At 73.3% G+C, this 15577-nt stretch carries 12 protein-coding genes; 2 read left to right on the forward strand and 10 right to left on the reverse strand.

The window, feature by feature from the left end:
• Positions 1-61: 61 nt before the first annotated feature.
• The 3 genes from MCM47_RS00490 to metH all read right to left on the reverse strand — a co-directional run bounded on the left by MCM47_RS00490 (position 62) and on the right by metH (position 6396).
• On the reverse strand, positions 62-1669 hold the full coding sequence (locus MCM47_RS00490; protein ID WP_238739926.1) for an ABC transporter substrate-binding protein: 1608 nt from the start codon (positions 1667-1669) through the stop codon (positions 62-64).
• A 356-nt stretch (positions 1670-2025) separates the two neighbouring features.
• Positions 2026-2730: an HAD family phosphatase gene (locus MCM47_RS00495; protein WP_238739927.1), complete on the reverse strand. Its 705-nt coding sequence runs from the start codon at positions 2728-2730 to the stop codon at positions 2026-2028.
• Between the two features lie 159 nt (positions 2731-2889).
• The gene (metH, locus tag MCM47_RS00500; RefSeq protein ID WP_238739928.1) at positions 2890-6396 is read right to left on the reverse strand and encodes a methionine synthase; all 3507 of its coding nucleotides are present in this window, start codon (positions 6394-6396) and stop codon (positions 2890-2892) included.
• Between the two features lie 253 nt (positions 6397-6649).
• On the opposite strand from metH, the gene MCM47_RS00505 reads away from it, so the two are divergent.
• On the forward strand, positions 6650-7630 hold the full coding sequence (locus MCM47_RS00505) for a hypothetical protein (RefSeq protein ID WP_238739929.1): 981 nt from the start codon (positions 6650-6652) through the stop codon (positions 7628-7630).
• 24 nt (positions 7631-7654) lie between these two features.
• Here MCM47_RS00505 and MCM47_RS00510 read toward each other — a convergent pair whose 3' ends face one another.
• A complete protein-coding gene (locus MCM47_RS00510) occupies positions 7655-8170 on the reverse strand; it encodes an SRPBCC domain-containing protein (protein ID WP_238739930.1) in 516 nt (171 codons plus the stop codon).
• Between the two features lie 341 nt (positions 8171-8511).
• Between MCM47_RS00510 and MCM47_RS00515 the strand changes: the two genes are divergently transcribed.
• Positions 8512-9462 (forward strand): PAC2 family protein, encoded by a 951-nt coding sequence (locus MCM47_RS00515; RefSeq protein WP_308222265.1) that lies wholly within the window; start codon positions 8512-8514, stop codon positions 9460-9462.
• Between the two features lie 167 nt (positions 9463-9629).
• Here the strand turns inward: MCM47_RS00515 and mshC are convergent, their stop codons facing one another.
• The 6 genes from mshC to MCM47_RS00545 all read right to left on the reverse strand — a co-directional run bounded on the left by mshC (position 9630) and on the right by MCM47_RS00545 (position 15492).
• Positions 9630-10859: a cysteine--1-D-myo-inosityl 2-amino-2-deoxy-alpha-D-glucopyranoside ligase gene (mshC, locus tag MCM47_RS00520; RefSeq protein WP_238739931.1), complete on the reverse strand. Its 1230-nt coding sequence runs from the start codon at positions 10857-10859 to the stop codon at positions 9630-9632.
• 221 nt (positions 10860-11080) lie between these two features.
• Positions 11081-11980: a carbohydrate-binding protein gene (locus MCM47_RS00525; RefSeq protein WP_238739932.1), complete on the reverse strand. Its 900-nt coding sequence runs from the start codon at positions 11978-11980 to the stop codon at positions 11081-11083.
• 180 nt (positions 11981-12160) lie between these two features.
• Entirely contained in the window at positions 12161-13078 is a 918-nt protein-coding gene (locus tag MCM47_RS00530) for an AraC family transcriptional regulator (protein ID WP_238739933.1), read from the reverse strand.
• Between the two features lie 142 nt (positions 13079-13220).
• A complete protein-coding gene (locus tag MCM47_RS00535) occupies positions 13221-14018 on the reverse strand; it encodes an SCO1664 family protein (RefSeq protein ID WP_238741409.1) in 798 nt (265 codons plus the stop codon).
• Positions 14019-14062: 44 nt separating this feature from the next.
• Complete coding sequence (locus MCM47_RS00540; RefSeq protein WP_238739934.1) at positions 14063-14629, reverse strand: DUF3090 domain-containing protein; 567 nt, start codon at positions 14627-14629, stop codon at positions 14063-14065.
• A gap of 149 nt (positions 14630-14778) precedes the next feature.
• Positions 14779-15492 carry a histidine phosphatase family protein gene (locus tag MCM47_RS00545; protein ID WP_238739935.1) on the reverse strand — a complete coding sequence of 238 codons (714 nt, stop codon included), beginning with the start codon at positions 15490-15492 and terminating at the stop codon, positions 14779-14781.
• Positions 15493-15577 lie beyond the last annotated feature (85 nt).

The following is a 15577-nucleotide window of genomic DNA, read 5'->3' on the forward strand; positions in this document are numbered from 1 at the left end:
GGCCCGTCCGCTCCCCCTGCACCCGGGGAGGGCGGACGGGCCACCGTGCCGAGGGTCCCGGCTACTTGCCGCCGGAGCGGCCGATCTCCCAGAAGCGGAAGACGCCGGTGGTGTCGACGGTCGCCTCGACGCCGGTGACGTAGGACTTCGCCGCGTAGAACGCCTTGTTCTGGAACAGCGGGATCAGCGGCACGTTCTCGGCGACGATGGCCTGGATCTGGTTGTAGGACGCGGTGGCGGCGCCGCGGTCGGCCTGCTTGAGGGCCTCCGGCACCAGCTTCTGGCTGATCCGGGGGTCGTCCCAGCCGTGGTGGTAGGAACCGCCCTCGACGATCAGCGGCGCGATGTAGTTGTCCGCGTCCGGGTAGTCGGCGAACCAGCCGACGACGTAGGCCTGGTACTTGCCGTCGGTCCAGCCCTTCTTGAAGGCCTCCCAGTCCGCCTCGTGCTGGACGGTGACCTGGAAGAGGCCGCCGGCCTCCAGCTGCTTCTTGAGCATCTCGCTCTCGGCGCCCTCGGCGCGCGAGCGGGACCAGGTGAGGCTCAGCTTGACCGGGGTCTGGACCTTGGCCGCGGCCAGGATCGCCTTGGCCTTGGCGACGTCCTGGTCGCCGTACTTGTCGAAGAAGGACGTGGTGTGGCCGGTGACGCCGGCCGGGACCATCGAGTACACCGGCTGGACGGTGCGGGCGAAGACGTCGCGGGCGAGCGTCTTGCGGTCGACCAGCTGGGCGGCGGCCTGCCGCACGGCGACGTTGCCGGTGGTCGCGTCCTTGGTGTTGAAGACGATGCTGCGGGTGTCGTTGCTGTCGCCCTCGACGACCTGGAGGTCGGTCTTGCCGCCCTGCTGGTCGGAACGGACCTGGGCCGCGGTGTTGGGCTCCAGGCTGTCGTCGGTGAGGTCGACCTCGCCCTTGTCGAGCGCGTCCTTCAGCGCACCGGCCTTCTCGAAGTAGCGGACCGTGAACTTCTTGTTCCGCAGCTTGGCGTCGCCGGCGTAGTCGCCGTTGGCCGAGAGGGCGATCTTGTTGGGGACCTTGCCGCCGCTCGCGGTCTCGATCGAGTCGATCTTGTACGGGCCGGAGCCGACCAGCTTGTCGTTGCCGAGCAGCTTGTCGGCCGGGAAGACCTGGTGGTCGACGATGGCGCCGGCGGGGGTGGCCAGCTTGGCCGGGAGGGTGGCGTCGGGCTGGGCGAGGTGGAAGACCACCTCCGTGTCACCCTTGGCCTCGACCGACTTGATCGTGTCGAGCAGCCCGACCGGACCGTTGTCGTCCTTGATCTTCTTGGTGCGCTCGATCGAGTACACCACGTCGGCGGCGGTCAGCGGGTGACCGTTGGAGAACTTCAGGCCGGACTTGAGCGTGCAGTGGTAGAGCGTGGCCTCGCCGCCGGTGAACTCGCAGGACTGCGCGGCGTCCGGCACGGGCGAGCTGGAGGCGGCGGGGTAGGTCAGCAGCGACTGGAAGGTGTTGCGCAGCACCAGCCAGGCGCCGGAGTCGTAGGCGCCGGCCGGGTCGAGCACAGCGGTGGTCGCGGTGGTGCCCATGGTGATCGCCTTGCCGCCGTCCCCCTTGACGGCGTCGGTGACCGAGCCGCAGCCCGTCACCGAGGCGGCCACCAGGCCGGCGCAGCCGAGCGCTGCCAGTCGTCCAGCTGAAGTCTTCACGGGCGCGTCCTTCTGGGTGCGGTCCGGCATGGGCCGGGTGGTCCGCACACGAAAGTGCCTCCGGGGTGCGGAGGGCGCGCGCGGACCGGTCGCCGTGCGACCGCAGTCAGGACGGGGTTGCCCGTCCGGGCGGCGGCGGCAGGGCTCGGGGTGGGGAACGAACTGGAGTAGCGTGCCATATCGAACACGCACCACCGCTACCCGCGCAGGTGACAGTTGGGACACGGGAGGCCGAATTGATTTCGGCCATCCGACGAGTTGTCGGTCAATGCCCGATTTCTCCCCGAGCGTCCAGGCACGACGGGCGGCCGCGGCCACCTACCGGTCGGTAGCACCCGCATGCAATGAGACGACAATCACACTCGCGAGGCGACCAGCGAGCGGAGCAGTTCAAGATCCACCTGCTCCAGCGAGGGCAGCACCAGCCGCCCGGGCGCCGGCTCGATCACCGCCACCGAGGGCACCGCGATCACCGGGCAGCCGGCCGCCTCGGCCGAGCGGACCCCGGTCGGGGCGTCCTCCACCACCACGCAGCGGCCCGGCACGGCGCCCAGCCGGCGCGCCGCCTCCAGGTACGGGTCCGGGTGCGGCTTGGTCCGCGGGACCTCGTCCCCCGCGACGCTGAAGGCGAAGTGGTGGGCACCCAGCGACTGCAGCACGATGTCGATGATCTGACGGTGCGACGCCGACACCAGCGCGGCCGGGACGCCGTGCGCCGCAAGGGTGTTGAGCAGCCGCTCGGCGCCCGGCATGAGCGGTACGCCGCCGGCCAGCAGGTCCACGAAGCGCTGGTTGATCAGCACGGTGAGGTCGGGCGGCGACAGGTCCACCCCGGTCCTCGCGAGCAGGTAGTCGATCACCCGGCTCATCGGACCGCCGACCACCTGGGCGCGGTCCTTCTCGTCCAGCTCGTAGCCCAGCTCGGCGAAGAGCGAGGCCTCGGCCTGCCACCAGAAGTCCTCGGTGTCCACCAGGGTCCCGTCCATGTCCAGCAGCACCGCCTGCAGGCCCCGGCCGTCGCCGTGGTCGAGGACGCGGGTGGCGGTGGAGATGGTGGTCATGGCGGGATCCTTCCGTCGGTTCCCCCGGGGCGGTAAGGCCGGGGCACCGCCCCCGGGGATGGCACAGGCCGGCCCGCTGGTGAGCGGACCGGCCCGTTCAGGATGATCCAGGATACGCCCCGTACGTCCGAAAAGAGCGAACGGAACGCGACGTGCGGGCTACCGCGCGTTGAAGTACTTGGCCTCCGGGTGGTGGATCACGATCGCGTCGGTGGACTGCTCCGGGTGCAGCTGGAACTCCTCGGAGAGCACCACGCCGATCCGCTCGGGCCGCAGCAGCTCGGCGATCTTGGCGCGGTCCTCCAGCTCCGGGCAGGCCCCGTAGCCGAGCGAGAACCGGGCGCCCCGGTACTTCAGCGCGAACATGTCCTTGACGTCCTGCGGGTCCTCGCCGGAGAAGCCCAGCTCGTACCGGACCCGCGCGTGCCAGAACTCGGCCAGCGCCTCGGCCAGCTGCACCGAGAGGCCGTGCAGCTCCAGGTAGTCGCGGTAGGAGTTGTTGGCGAACAGCTCGTTGGCCGCCTCGGAGATCCGGTTGCCCATGGTGACCACCTGCAGGCCGACCACGTCCCGCACGCCCGACTCCTCCGGCCGGAAGAAGTCCGCCAGGCAGAGCCGGCGCCCGCGGCGCTGGCGCGGGAAGGTGAAGCGGGTCCGCTCGGTGCCGTCCTCGTGGAAGACGATCAGGTCGTCGCCCTTGGAGTTGGCCGGGTAGTAGCCGTAGACCACGGCCGCCTCCAGCCAGCCCTCGGTCTGCAGCCGGTCCAGCCACATCCGCAGCCGCGGCCGGCCCTCCGACTCCACCAGCTCCTCGTAGGACGGCCCGTCACCGTTGCGGGCGGCCTTCAGCCCCCACTGGCCCTTGAACAGCGCGTCCTCGTCCAGCCAGGAGGCGTAGTCGGCGAACGGCACGCCCTTGACGATCCGGTCGCCCCAGAACGGCGGGGCCGGCACGGTGTTGTCGACCGCCACGTCGGAGCGGATCTGGCCGAGGTTGACCTCCTCCGCCTGCTCGACCTCCACCCGGGCGTGCCGGCGCTGCTTGAGCTCGGGCAGGGCCGCACCGGGCACGCCGCGCTTGACCGCGATCAGCGCGTCCATCAGCCGCAGGCCCTCGAAGGCGTCCCGCGCGTAGCGGACCTCGCCCTCGTAGATCTCGTGCAGGTCCTGCTCGACGTAGGCCCGGGTGAGCGCGGCGCCGCCGAGGATCACCGGGTAGTCGGCCGCCAGCTTGCGCTGGTTCAGCTCCTCCAGGTTCTCCTTCATGATCACCGTGGACTTCACCAGCAGGCCGGACATGCCGATCACGTCCGCGTTGTGCTCCTGCGCCGCATCCAGGATCGCCGAGACCGGCTGCTTGATGCCCAGGTTGACGACGTTGTAGCCGTTGTTGGACAGGATGATGTCGACCAGGTTCTTGCCGATGTCGTGGACGTCGCCCTTGACGGTGGCCAGCACGATGGTGCCCTTGCCCTCCGCGTCGGACTTCTCCATGTGCGGCTCCAGGTGGGCCACCGCGGTCTTCATCACCTCGGCGGACTGGAGGACGAACGGCAGCTGCATCTGGCCGGAGCCGAACAGCTCGCCGACCACCTTCATGCCGGACAGCAGGGTGTCGTTGATGATCTCCAGCGCCGGGCGCGCGGTGAGCGCCTCCTCCAGGTCGGCCTCCAGGCCGTTCCGCTCGCCGTCGATGATCCGGCGCTGCAGCCGCTCCTCCAGCGGCAGCGCCGCCAGCTCCTCCGCCTTGGACGCCTTGACCGAGGCCGAGGACACGCCCTCGAACAGCTGCAGCAGGCGCTGCAGCGGGTCGTAGTCGTCCCGGCGGCGGTCGTAGACCAGGTCGAGCGCGGCCTCGCGCTGGTCCTCGGGGATGCGCGAGATCGGCAGGATCTTCGAGGCGTGCACGATCGCCGAGTCCAGACCGGCCTCCACGCACTCGTTCAGGAAGACCGAGTTCAGCACCACGCGGGCGGCCGGGTTGAGGCCGAAGGAGATGTTGGAGAGGCCGAGCGTGGTCTGCACGTGCGGGTGACGGCGCTTGAGCTCGCGGATCGCCTCGATGGTCTCGATGCCGTCCCGGCGGGACTCCTCCTGGCCGGTGGCCAGGGTGAAGGTGAGGCAGTCGACCAGGATCGAGCCCTCGTCGATCCCGTAGTCCGCGGTCAGCTCCCCGATCAGCCGCTCGGCGATCTCGACCTTCTTGTCGGCGGTGCGGGCCTGGCCCTCCTCGTCGATGGTCAGCGCGATCAGGCCGGCGCCGTGCTCGCGGGCCAGCGAGGCGATCCGGCCGAAGCGGGAGTCGGGGGCGTTGCCGTCCTCGTAGTTGACCGAGTTGAGCACCGCCCGGCCGCCGAGCGCCTCCAGCCCGGCCCGCAGCACGTCCGGCTCGGTGGAGTCCAGGACGATCGGCAGGGTGGAGGCGGTGGCCAGCCGGCCGGCGACCTCCTTCATGTCGGCGACGCCGTCGCGGCCGACGTAGTCCACGCAGAGGTCCAGCAGGTGGGAGCCGTCCCGGATCTGCTCGCGGGCGATCTCCACGCAGGCCTGCCAGTCGCCGGCCAGCATCGACTCGCGGAACTTCTTCGAACCGTTGGCGTTGGTGCGCTCGCCGATCGCCAGGTAGGAGGTGTCCTGGCGGAACGGCACCGCCTGGTAGAGCGAGGCGGCCGCCGGCTCCGGGCGCGGGTCGCGGACGGCGATCGGGCGGCCCTGGACCCGCTCGACCACCTGGCGCAGGTGCTCGGGAGTGGTGCCGCAGCAGCCGCCGACCAGCGAGAGGCCGTACTCGCGGGTGAAGACGTCGTGCGCGTCCGCCAGCTCGGCCGGGCTCAACGGGTAGTGCGCGCCGTCCTTGCCCAGCACCGGCAGGCCCGCGTTCGGCATGCAGGAGAGGCCGATCCTGGCGTTCTTGGCCAGGTAGCGCAGGTGCTCGCTCATCTCGGCCGGGCCGGTGGCGCAGTTCAGGCCGATGTAGTCGACGCCGAGCGGCTCCAGCGCCGTCAGCGCGGCGCCGATCTCGGAGCCGAGCAGCATGGTGCCGGTGGTCTCCACGGTCACCTGCACCAGGACCGGCAGGTCGAGGCCGGCCTCGGCGAGCGCACGCTTGCAGCCGAGGATCGCGGCCTTGGTCTGCAGCAGGTCCTGGCTGGTCTCCACCAGCAGCGCGTCCGCGCCGCCCGCGATCAGGCCGGCCGCGTTCTGCTGGAAGCCGTCGCGCAGCGTCCCGTACGGGGCGTGGCCGAGCGTCGGCAGCTTGGTGCCGGGGCCGATCGAGCCGAGCACCCACCGGGTGCGGCCGTCGGCGGCGTGCCGGTCGGCCGCCTCGCGGGCGATCCGGGCGCCGGCCTCGGAGAGCTCGAAGATGCGGTCGGAGATGTCGTACTCGCCGAGCGCCGAGAAGTTGGCGCCGAAGGTGTTGGTCTCCACGCAGTCCACGCCCACCGCGAAGTACGCGTCGTGGACGGAGCGGACGATGTCGGGCCGGGTGAGGTTGAGGACCTCGTTGCAGCCCTCCAGGTTCTGGAAGTCCTCCAGGGTCGGGTCCTGTGCCTGGAGCATGGTGCCCATCGCCCCGTCGGCCACCACCACGCGGGTGGCGAGCGCCTCACGCAGCGCGTTCGCGCGGCTCTGCTGGGTGATGGACGGATCGGCTGCAGTGGCCATGGGGCTTCTCCCTGGGTGCGACGGCTGTCGGCTTTGCGAACCCGCTGAGTCGGGGACGCACGTGGCCAGGGTATCCGGCCAGGGCCTGGGGCCGGTGGGGCATTCCGTATCCTGAGCGCTCGGCCATGAGGGGGGAGCCAGAGGCATGGCGGGATTCGGGACGCGCGTACGGCGGGTCACGACGGCGGCGGGTCGGCCGCTACGGGCGGTGCGCGGCCGCTGGCGCCGGCTGTCGCGATGGCGGAAGTGCCTGGTGGCGGCCCTGGTGGCGGTCGCCGTGCTGGTCGCACCGGTGGGCGCGGCGGCGCTCGCACTGCGGCTGCAGTACGTCGGCGAGCCCTCGCCGCAGGCCCGCACCCGGGGGCGCGACGCGGTCTGGCTGGGTCACGCCTGGGTGGACGGCCGGAAGGGTGACGCCGACGTCGCCGCGCTCGCCCGGCGGCTCGCCGGCACCGGCGTCCGCGACCTCTACGTCCACACCGGTCCGCTGGAGCACGACGGCTCGCTGCCGCCCGCCGTCCACCCCCGCGCCCGGTGGTTCACCGAGACCGCGCACCGGGTGCTGCCCGGCATCCGGGTGCAGGGCTGGCTGGGCGACGAGGTCAAGCCGGAGAAGGACGCGCTGGACCTGGAGGACGCGCCCACCCGGGACCGGGTCACCGCCTCGGCCGGCCAGGTGCTGGACCTCGGGTTCGACGGCGTGCACCTCGACATGGAGCCGATCCGGCCGGGCTCGAAGGGCTGGCTCGCGCTGCTCGACCAGGTCCGCCCGGTGACGGCCGCGCGCGGCGCCCAGCTGTCCGTCGCCGCCCCGCAGATCGATCCGCTGCCCTGGCAGCACGACATCGCGATCGCGCTCACCGACCACGGCAAGTGGTGGGACCAGGCCTACTTCGCGCAGACCGCGCGCCGGGTCGACCAGATCGCGCTGATGACCTACGACTCCAGCATGCCGACGGCCGGCTTCTACGGCGCCTACAACGCCTACCAGACCGAGCTGGCGCTGGAGGCCACGCCCGAGGACGTCGACCTGCTGATGGGCCTGCCGTTCTACTGGGAGGACGAGTGGGGCCACTGGGGGCACGCCGAGACCGTCGAGGACGGGATCCGGGGCATCCGGCTCGGCCTGGGCCGGCAGGACCTCGGGCGGCAGCGGTTCGGCGTCGGGCTGTACGTGGACTTCGCCGCGACCGAGCAGAACTGGGAGGACTACCGGCGCGGCTGGGTGCGCTGAGCCTTCCGCGCGCGGGGCCGGCGCTCAGGCGAGGCGGTGGGCGAGCGCGCCCAGGTAGCGGTGGATCGCGGCGTCCTCGCCGGTGACGTAGTGGCCGACCGCCCGGTGGATCGGCTTGCGGACCTCGCCGCGCTCGGTGACGGTGAGCAGGCACCCCTCGCCGGCCGGCGTCAGCACGTACGTCCAGGTGCCGCCGTAGGGCAGGTCCGGGTCGGCGATGCCGGTGACCAGGCGGTGCGGGGCCTCGCTCTCCACCACCTCGTAGGTGGTGTGGCCGTGGCGGTCGTACTCGCGCCAGCGGGACCGGCCGGCGGCGGTCGCGGGCAGCCGCTCGACGTGCGACAGGCCCGGACGCCAGGCCGGGTAGAGGTCGATGTCGGTCAGCACGTCCCAGACCGCGCCCGGCGGCTGGGGCAGGTCCAGACCGCCCTCGGTGACGTGCTCCACCGGCAGGCGCCGCCCGAGCGCCGAGGCCGCCAGCACCGCGGTGCCGAAGGCGGCGGCGACCGCGCCGGCACCGATCCACAGCCATCTGTTCATCCGTCCGGCTCCTCACGCCCGCCGCCCGGCCCCGTCTCCATCATCACGCCGCCCGGGCGGGCGGGCACGACGTGGCCGGGCCCGGCCGGCGCGGGGCGGGGGCCGGCCACGTCGCGCAGCGCGTCCGGATAACCGCTGGATCGCCGGGCCGCCCTCCCCCAGACTGTCCCGGTGCCCGGCCGCCGGGCGCTTCAAAGCCCGTAGGCTGGGCAGGTAGGGACCATGGGGCGAGCCGTTCCATGGGAGACGAGAGGTTCGACAGTCGGCAGCCGGACCGCCGGCGCCCCGGCAGGCCAGCCGGGGCGTGGTGCGGCCCGCCGCCGACCGGAGGGAGACGCTGGGTGATCGAGCTGGAAGATGTTCCCGAGTTGATCGACCCGGTCATGGTCTGCGCCTTCGAAGGCTGGAACGACGCCGGAGACGCCGCCTCCGCGGCCCTGGCGCATCTGGACGACACCTGGGGCGGCAAGGTGTTCGCCGCCCTGGACGCGGAGGACTACTACGACTTCCAGGTCAACCGGCCCACGGTGTGGCTGGACGGCGGTGTCCGCCGGATCACCTGGCCCACCACCCGGCTCTCGGTGATCCGGGTGACCGAGCCGAAGACCCGGGACGTCGTCCTGGTCCGCGGCATCGAGCCGAGCATGCGCTGGCGCTCGTTCTGCAACGAGCTGCTCGGCTTCGCCCACGAGCTGGGCGTCGAGCTGGTGGTGATCCTGGGCGCGCTGCTCGGCGACACCCCGCACAGCCGCCCGGTGCCGGTCAGCGGCGTCACCTCCGACCCGGACCTCGCCCGGCGGCTGGACCTGGAGGAGAGCCGCTACGAGGGCCCGACCGGGATCGTCGGCGTGCTGCAGGAGGCCTGCACCCACGCCGGGGTCCCGGCCGTGACGCTCTGGGCCGCGGTGCCGCACTACGTCGCGCAGCCGCCGAACCCGAAGGCGACGCTGGCGCTGGTCAACAAGCTGGAGGACCTGCTGGACCTGCGGATCCCGCCGGGCGAGCTGGGCGAGGACGCGCGCGCCTGGCAACTGGGCGTGGACCAGCTGGCCGCCGAGGACAGCGAGGTGGCCGAGTACGTCCAGCAGCTGGAGGAGGCGCAGGACACGGCGGAGCTGCCGGAGGCCTCGGGCGATGCGATCGCCCGGGAGTTCGAGCGGTACCTGCGGCGGCGGGAGAACGTCGGCCCGACGGGCGAGAAGCCGGTGGCCGGGCACGCCACGGCCGAGCGGCCGAGCGAGCCGGAGCCGCCGACCGCGCGGGAGAGCCAGGAGGGCGCCGAGGAGGAGTGATCCTCCATGCGGTGTCCCGGACTCCCGGAGTTCCCGAGTCCCGGAGTTCCCGAGTCCCGGAGCACCGGAGCAGTGCGCGTGCCGGAGCAGCACGCCGAAGGGGCGTCAGGACCAGTGGTCCCGGCGCCCCTTCGGCGTCGTGTGCGGGTGTCCGCGGCGACCCGGTGTCAGAGCGCGACGCCGAGCAGCGCGTCGACCGTGCGCGAGACCAGGCCGGGCGCGCCGGTGTCCTCCCCGCCCCCGGCCTCCTGCCGTGCGGCCCAGGCGTCCACCGCGGCCAGCGCGGCGGGCGCGTCCAGATCCTCGGCGAGGGCGGCGCGGACCTCGGCGAGCACCGCCTCGGCCGGCGGGCCGTCCGGCCGGGAGACCGCGGCCCGCCAGCGGGCGAGCCGCTCGACGGCCTCGTCGAGGGTGGCCTTGGTCCACTCCCAGTCCTCGCGGTAGTGGTGCGAGAGCAGGGCCAGGCGGATCGCCGCCGGGTCGACGCCCTCGCGACGCAGCGCGGAGACGAAGACCAGGTTGCCGCGGGACTTGGACATCTTGTGCCCGTCCAGGCCGACCATGCCGGCGTGCACGTAGGCCTTGGCGTACGGGTGGTCGCCGGTGGCCACCTGGGCGTGCGCGGCGCCCATCTCGTGGTGCGGGAACGAGAGGTCGCTGCCGCCGCCCTGGATGTCGAAGGACATGCCGAGGAACTTCAGCGCGATCGCGACGCACTCGATGTGCCAGCCGGGGCGGCCGTGGCCGAGCTCGGTGTCCCAGGCGGGCTCGCCCGGACGGGCGGACAGCCAGAGCAGGGCGTCCAGCGGGTTGCGCTTGCCGGGGCGGTCCGGGTCGCCGCCGCGCTCGGCGAAGACCGGGCGCATGGCCTCGCGGGTGAGGCCGGAGACGGCGCCGAACCGCGGGTCGGCGTCGACCGAGAAGTAGATGTCGCCGTCCAGCTCGTAGGCGGCCCCGGCGGCCAGCAGCTTCTGGACCAGCGGCACGATCCACGGGATCGACTCGACGGCGCCGATGTAGTGGGCCGGCGGGAGCAGCCGCAGGGCGGTCATGTCCTCGCGGAAGAGCGCGGTCTCCCGCTCGGCCAGCGCCGTCCAGTCCTGGCCGGTGGCCACGGCGCGCTCCAGCAGCGGGTCGTCCACGTCGGTGACGTTCTGGACGTACAGGACGTCGTGACCGGCGTCCTTCCACACCCGCTGCACCAGGTCGAAGGCGTTGTAGGTGGCGGCGTGGCCCATGTGGGTCGCGTCGTAGGGGGTGATGCCGCAGACGTAGATCCGGGCGGTGCCGTCCTGCGGCACGACCTCCCGGACACCGCCCGCTGCGGTGTCGAAGATACGAAGGGGGAGCCCCTGACCAGGCAGGGCGGGAACCTCGGAGGCGGGCCAGGCATGCATGGGACCGACTTTAACCTTGCGAACATTTGAAAGCCTAACCAGTGCGCAAGATCGACCGGATTCGTTGTCCGATCGGTTCCCGACGGATAAGGACCGGCCATTGACGGATTTCTGGCGACTCTCGGGAATAACCCGACGGTGTGCCAGATACACGGATGAGCGCCCGGCCGGCCCTGCCGCCGACCGGGCGCCCGGCCCCCTCGGGGACGCGGCCGGAGCCGCTACAGCCGCTGCCAGAGGGCCGGCACGTTCGGCGGCTCCCAGCCGGTGATGGCGGTGTGCCCCTGGAGGCACCGGTAGGAGACGCCGGCGTAGGTGACGCGGTCGCCCGCGGTGTAGAGCGTGCCCGCCGCCCAGGTGCCGCCCGGCTGGCCGGTCGGCGTGGCGGTGGGCGTGGTGGTGGGCGTGGCGGTCGGGGTCGTGGTGGGGGTCGCGGTGGGGCTGCCGGTCGGGCCGGGCGTCTGGGGCACGTTCAGCACGAAGTCGTAGGTGCCCTCCTTCCCCGAGCCGATCTGGCGGACGTTCATCAGCAGCCGCGCGTCGTAGATGGTGTCGGTGCTGTTGCGCGGCTCGCCGGGGAAGTAGAGCTGGGTGGTGAGCACCGGACGGCCGGGCGCCTGGAGCTTGACGTGGATGTGCCGGGTACGGCCCGGGTAGAGGCCGGGGACGATCGTGGTGAGGCTGAAGGCGCCCCGGGCGTCGGTGAACTGGTGGCCGCGGAAGGCGAAGCCGGTGTTGTCGTACGCGCCGTTCACGTCGGCCTGCCAGAAGTCCAGCAGCACACCGGGAATCGGCAGGCAGGCCCGGCCGAAGACATAGCCGCTGACGGTGAGCCGGGTGCCCGGGGTGCCGTCGGTGACCAGCGAGGTCCGCAGCGGGGAGTCGGGCTTGAAGTAGGGGCCCTCGGTCTGCTCGACGGTGGGGCCGTCGCCGTCGTGGCAGGCGGGGGTGAGGCCGGGCGCCTCTCCGGTGCCGGCCCGGTCGCGGGCCAGGGCGACACCGCCGCCGATCAGCAGCGGGGCGGTGCCGAGCACCGCGGCGGCCTTGAGGACGGACTTGCGGCTGATCCGGCGGTCGATCAGGCCCTCCCGCCCGGGGGCGGGCTCTTCGGACGCGGTCATGCGCCGACTCCTTCGGTGTGGGGTGGGGGCTGTGCGGAACGCCGCGCCGGGCCGTGCGGAGCACGGCGCGCGGACGGTGCGGTGGACGGGGGTGGCCCTTGTCATGGTGGGGGCATGACAAGGGCCGGGCCGGCGGTCGCCCGCGCGGAACGGACCGCTCGCCGGCGGCCAGCAGTCAACCTACGGGGCGTCCGGACCGGCCGCGATGGACGCGATCCGGGGATCGTGGTGATTTCCTCCGACCCCCGCCCGGAACTCCCCCGGCGTCATCCCGGTCTCCCGCCGGAAGAAGCGGCAGAAGTACGCCGGGTCGCCGAAGCCGGCCTCCCGGGCGACCTGGCGGACGGTCAGGTCGGTGCAGGCGAGCAGCCGTTTGGCCTCCAGGGTCTGCTGCTGGCGGATCAGCCGACCGGGCGTGCGGCCGGTCGCCTGCTTGACCAGGGTCTGCAGGTGCCCGGGCGAGACGCCCAACTCCTGGGCGCAGGAGGCCACCGAGCGCCACCCCCGGCCCGGCTCGGCGATCAAGCGGGTGAAGGCGGAGGCCAGTTCGGCCGACCGTCCGGGCGCCGCGCCGTCCGCACCGGGAAGGGCTGCGCGCAGCGCCCGGACGATCAGGATGTGCAGGCTGGCCCGCAGCACACCCGGGTAGCCGGGCTCGCAGCTGCGGTACTCGTGCTCCATGTCGGCCAGCAGGGTGCCGATCGGCCCGGCCCGGTCGCCGAGCGGCAGCCCCGGCCGGACGGCCAGCGAACGCAGGGCGGCGAGGTCCTGCGGGTGCCCGAGCAGGAAGTCCTCGTTGAAGAGGACCACCCGGCCGGTCAGACCCTCGGCGTCGGCCCAGTGGTGCACCTGGCCGGGTGCGATGACGCACAACTGCGGCGGATGCAGCGGGAGGTGGACCAGGTCCAGCACGTGGGCGCCGCGGCCGCCGGTGACGTGGACGATCTCGAAGAAGGAGTGCCGGTGGGGGAAGCCCGCGCGGGAGAGCGGGCCGATGGCCTCGAAACTGCCGATCGCGAAGGGCAGCAGGTGCGGCAGGGGGACCTGCAGGCGGTGCAGCGGCAGGTCCAGGTGGGGGGTGGTCCGTCGCTCGTCCATCGGAGCAGTGTGCGGCCGGAGCACCACGCAGGTCCAGACCAATGCCGGCGGCCGGGGACGCGACGGCGGTGCTCCCCCCGGCCGGCGGCTCGCCCGCCGGCCGGATCGGCAGGGTGGGATCGGCAGGGTCAGATCGGCAGGGTCAGATCGGCGGCCAGGGGATGGCCGGCCAGTCCTCGGAGGGCAGCGGGTGGCGCCCGGTGCCGCGTAGCTCGGCCACCCGCTCCCGGGCGGCCGCGAGCTCGGCAGCGGTCAGGTGCGGCGCGAGCCGCTCGCCGAGGTCGGCCGCCAGCCGCCCGGCCAGCCCCGCCAGCATCTCCAGGGCCTCCGCCGGCAGCGGCTGCCCGGCCCAGCCCCAGAGCAGGGTGCGCAGCTTGCCCTCGGTGTTAAAGGTGACCCCGTGGTCGATGCCGTAGATCCGGCCGTCGGCGGCGCAGATCAGGTGACCGCCCTTGCGGTCGGCGTTGTTGAGGACGGCGTCCAGCACGGCCAGCCGCCGCAGCCGCCGGTCGTCGGGGTGCACCAGCAGCGCGGTGCGTCCGCCGCCGACCTCCGCGCGGGTGATCGGCAGCCAGCCCTCCTCCGGCCCCTGCGGGTCCTGGAGGGCGAGCAGCGGGGCGGCACCGGGGTCGGGCTCGATCCAGAGCTGGACCATGCCGGGCCCGTGCGGGCCGTCCCGCAGCACGGTCGGCGGGACCAGCGCCCAACCGGTGGCGGCGGCGAGCTCGTACGCGGCGACCTCACGGCCGGCCAGGGTGCCGTCCGGGAAGTCCCACAGCGGGCGCTCGCCGGCCACCGGCTTGTAGACCGCCTGCGCGGTCCGGCCGTCCAGCGCGACGCTGCAGTACAGGGCGGCGTTGGAGGCGTCGGCCAGCCGGCCGTGCACCGTCAGCTCCCCCTCGCGCAGCAGGCGCAGCGCGGTGGGCGCGTCGGCGGCCAGCGCGGCGGCCGCCGCCGGGTCCGCCTGCGGCGGGGTCTCGGTGTTCAGCGCCGGTAGCCGTTCGCGCGCGGGCACAGGTGGCCCTCCGGGTCGAGCGGCAGGTTGCAGAACGGGCAGGGCTTGCGGCCCGCGGCGACCAGGTCCAGCGCCCGCTTGGCGAACACCCGGGCCATCGCGCCGGTCAGCCGCACCCGCAGCATGTCGGGGCCGTCCTCGGTGTCCTCGAAGACGGACTCGGCGTCCTCCTCGTCCTCGTCCTCGATCACCGCCTGGGCCTCGACCACCAGGCAGCTGTCGATGCTGTCCCACGCCAGCGCCATGGTGCCGACCCGGAACTCCTGTTCCAGGGGCAGGTCCAGCGGCGCGGTGTCCAGCAGGTCGGCCGGCGCGGTGGCGGGGATGGCCGCGTCGCCGCCGCTGCGCCGCAGCGCCTCGTCCAGCACCTCCTCGATCCGCTCGGCGAGCGCGGCGACCTGGGTCTTCTCCAGCAGCACGCTGGTGATCCGCCCCCGGGCGCTGGCCTGCAGGTAGAACGCCCGGGCGCCGGGCTGGCCGACGGTGCCGGCCACGAACCGTTCGGGCTGGTCGTAGAAGAAGACCTGACGGGGCACGCTTCTCGCTCCGGATCGTCGATCGTGGTGGTCGATCGGGGTAGGAATCGGACGGGTCGGGCATCGATGGGGCTCGTAAGTCACCCTACGACCTTCGGGCCCGGCCCGGGGAGCCGAAGCCGGGGAGCCGGGCGGGCGAGCCGGGTCGCTCAGGCCGCGCCGGTCGCGCCGCCGACCACCGCGTCCCCGGCCGGAGTACCGCCGCCCCCGGCGGAGCGGCCGCCCGGCTTCGGGGCGAGCGGGGAGAGATCGCCGGTGTCGCCCATCCTCAGCACGAAGGGCCGCTGCGGGGTGTAGCGGATCGCGGTGACCGAGCACGGCTCGACGCTGATCCGCTGGAAGTGGTCGAGGTGCAGGCCCAGCGCATCGGCCACCACGGCCTTGATCACGTCGCCGTGCGAGCAGGCGATCCAGACCGCGTCCTCGCCGTGCTCGGCGGCGATCTTCGCGTTCCACTCGCGGACCGCGCCCACCGTACGGTGGCTCAGCTCGCGCAGCGACTCGCCGCCGGGGAAGGCCGCGGCCGCGGCGTGGTCCTGGACGGTGCGCCAGAGCGGCTCCTTGGCCAGCTCGGCCAGCGGCCGGCCGGTCCAGTCGCCGTAGTGGCACTCGCCGAGGCGCTCGTCCCCGGCGGGCGGGCCGAGTTCGGGCCGGGCGGCGAGCAGCGGCTCCAGCGTCTGCCGGCAGCGCTCCAGGGGGCTGCTCACGGCCTGGACCAGCGGGATCCCGGCGAGCCGGTCGGCCAGCGCGGCGGCCTGGGCGCGGCCGGTGTCGTCGAGGTCCACCCCGGGCGTCCAACCGGCCAGGATCCCGGCGGTGTTCGCGGTCGAGCGGCCGTGGCGGACGAGCAGCAGGGTGGGCATGGGGCCCAGCCTACGGCCTCCCGGGCGGCGGCGTGCTGCCCCGCCCTCCGGGGTCCCGTCCCCGGCCTCCGGGGTGGCGGCTCAG

The sequence above is a fragment of the Kitasatospora sp. A2-31 genome, from assembly GCF_022288725.1.
Taxonomy (GTDB): domain Bacteria; phylum Actinomycetota; class Actinomycetes; order Streptomycetales; family Streptomycetaceae; genus Kitasatospora.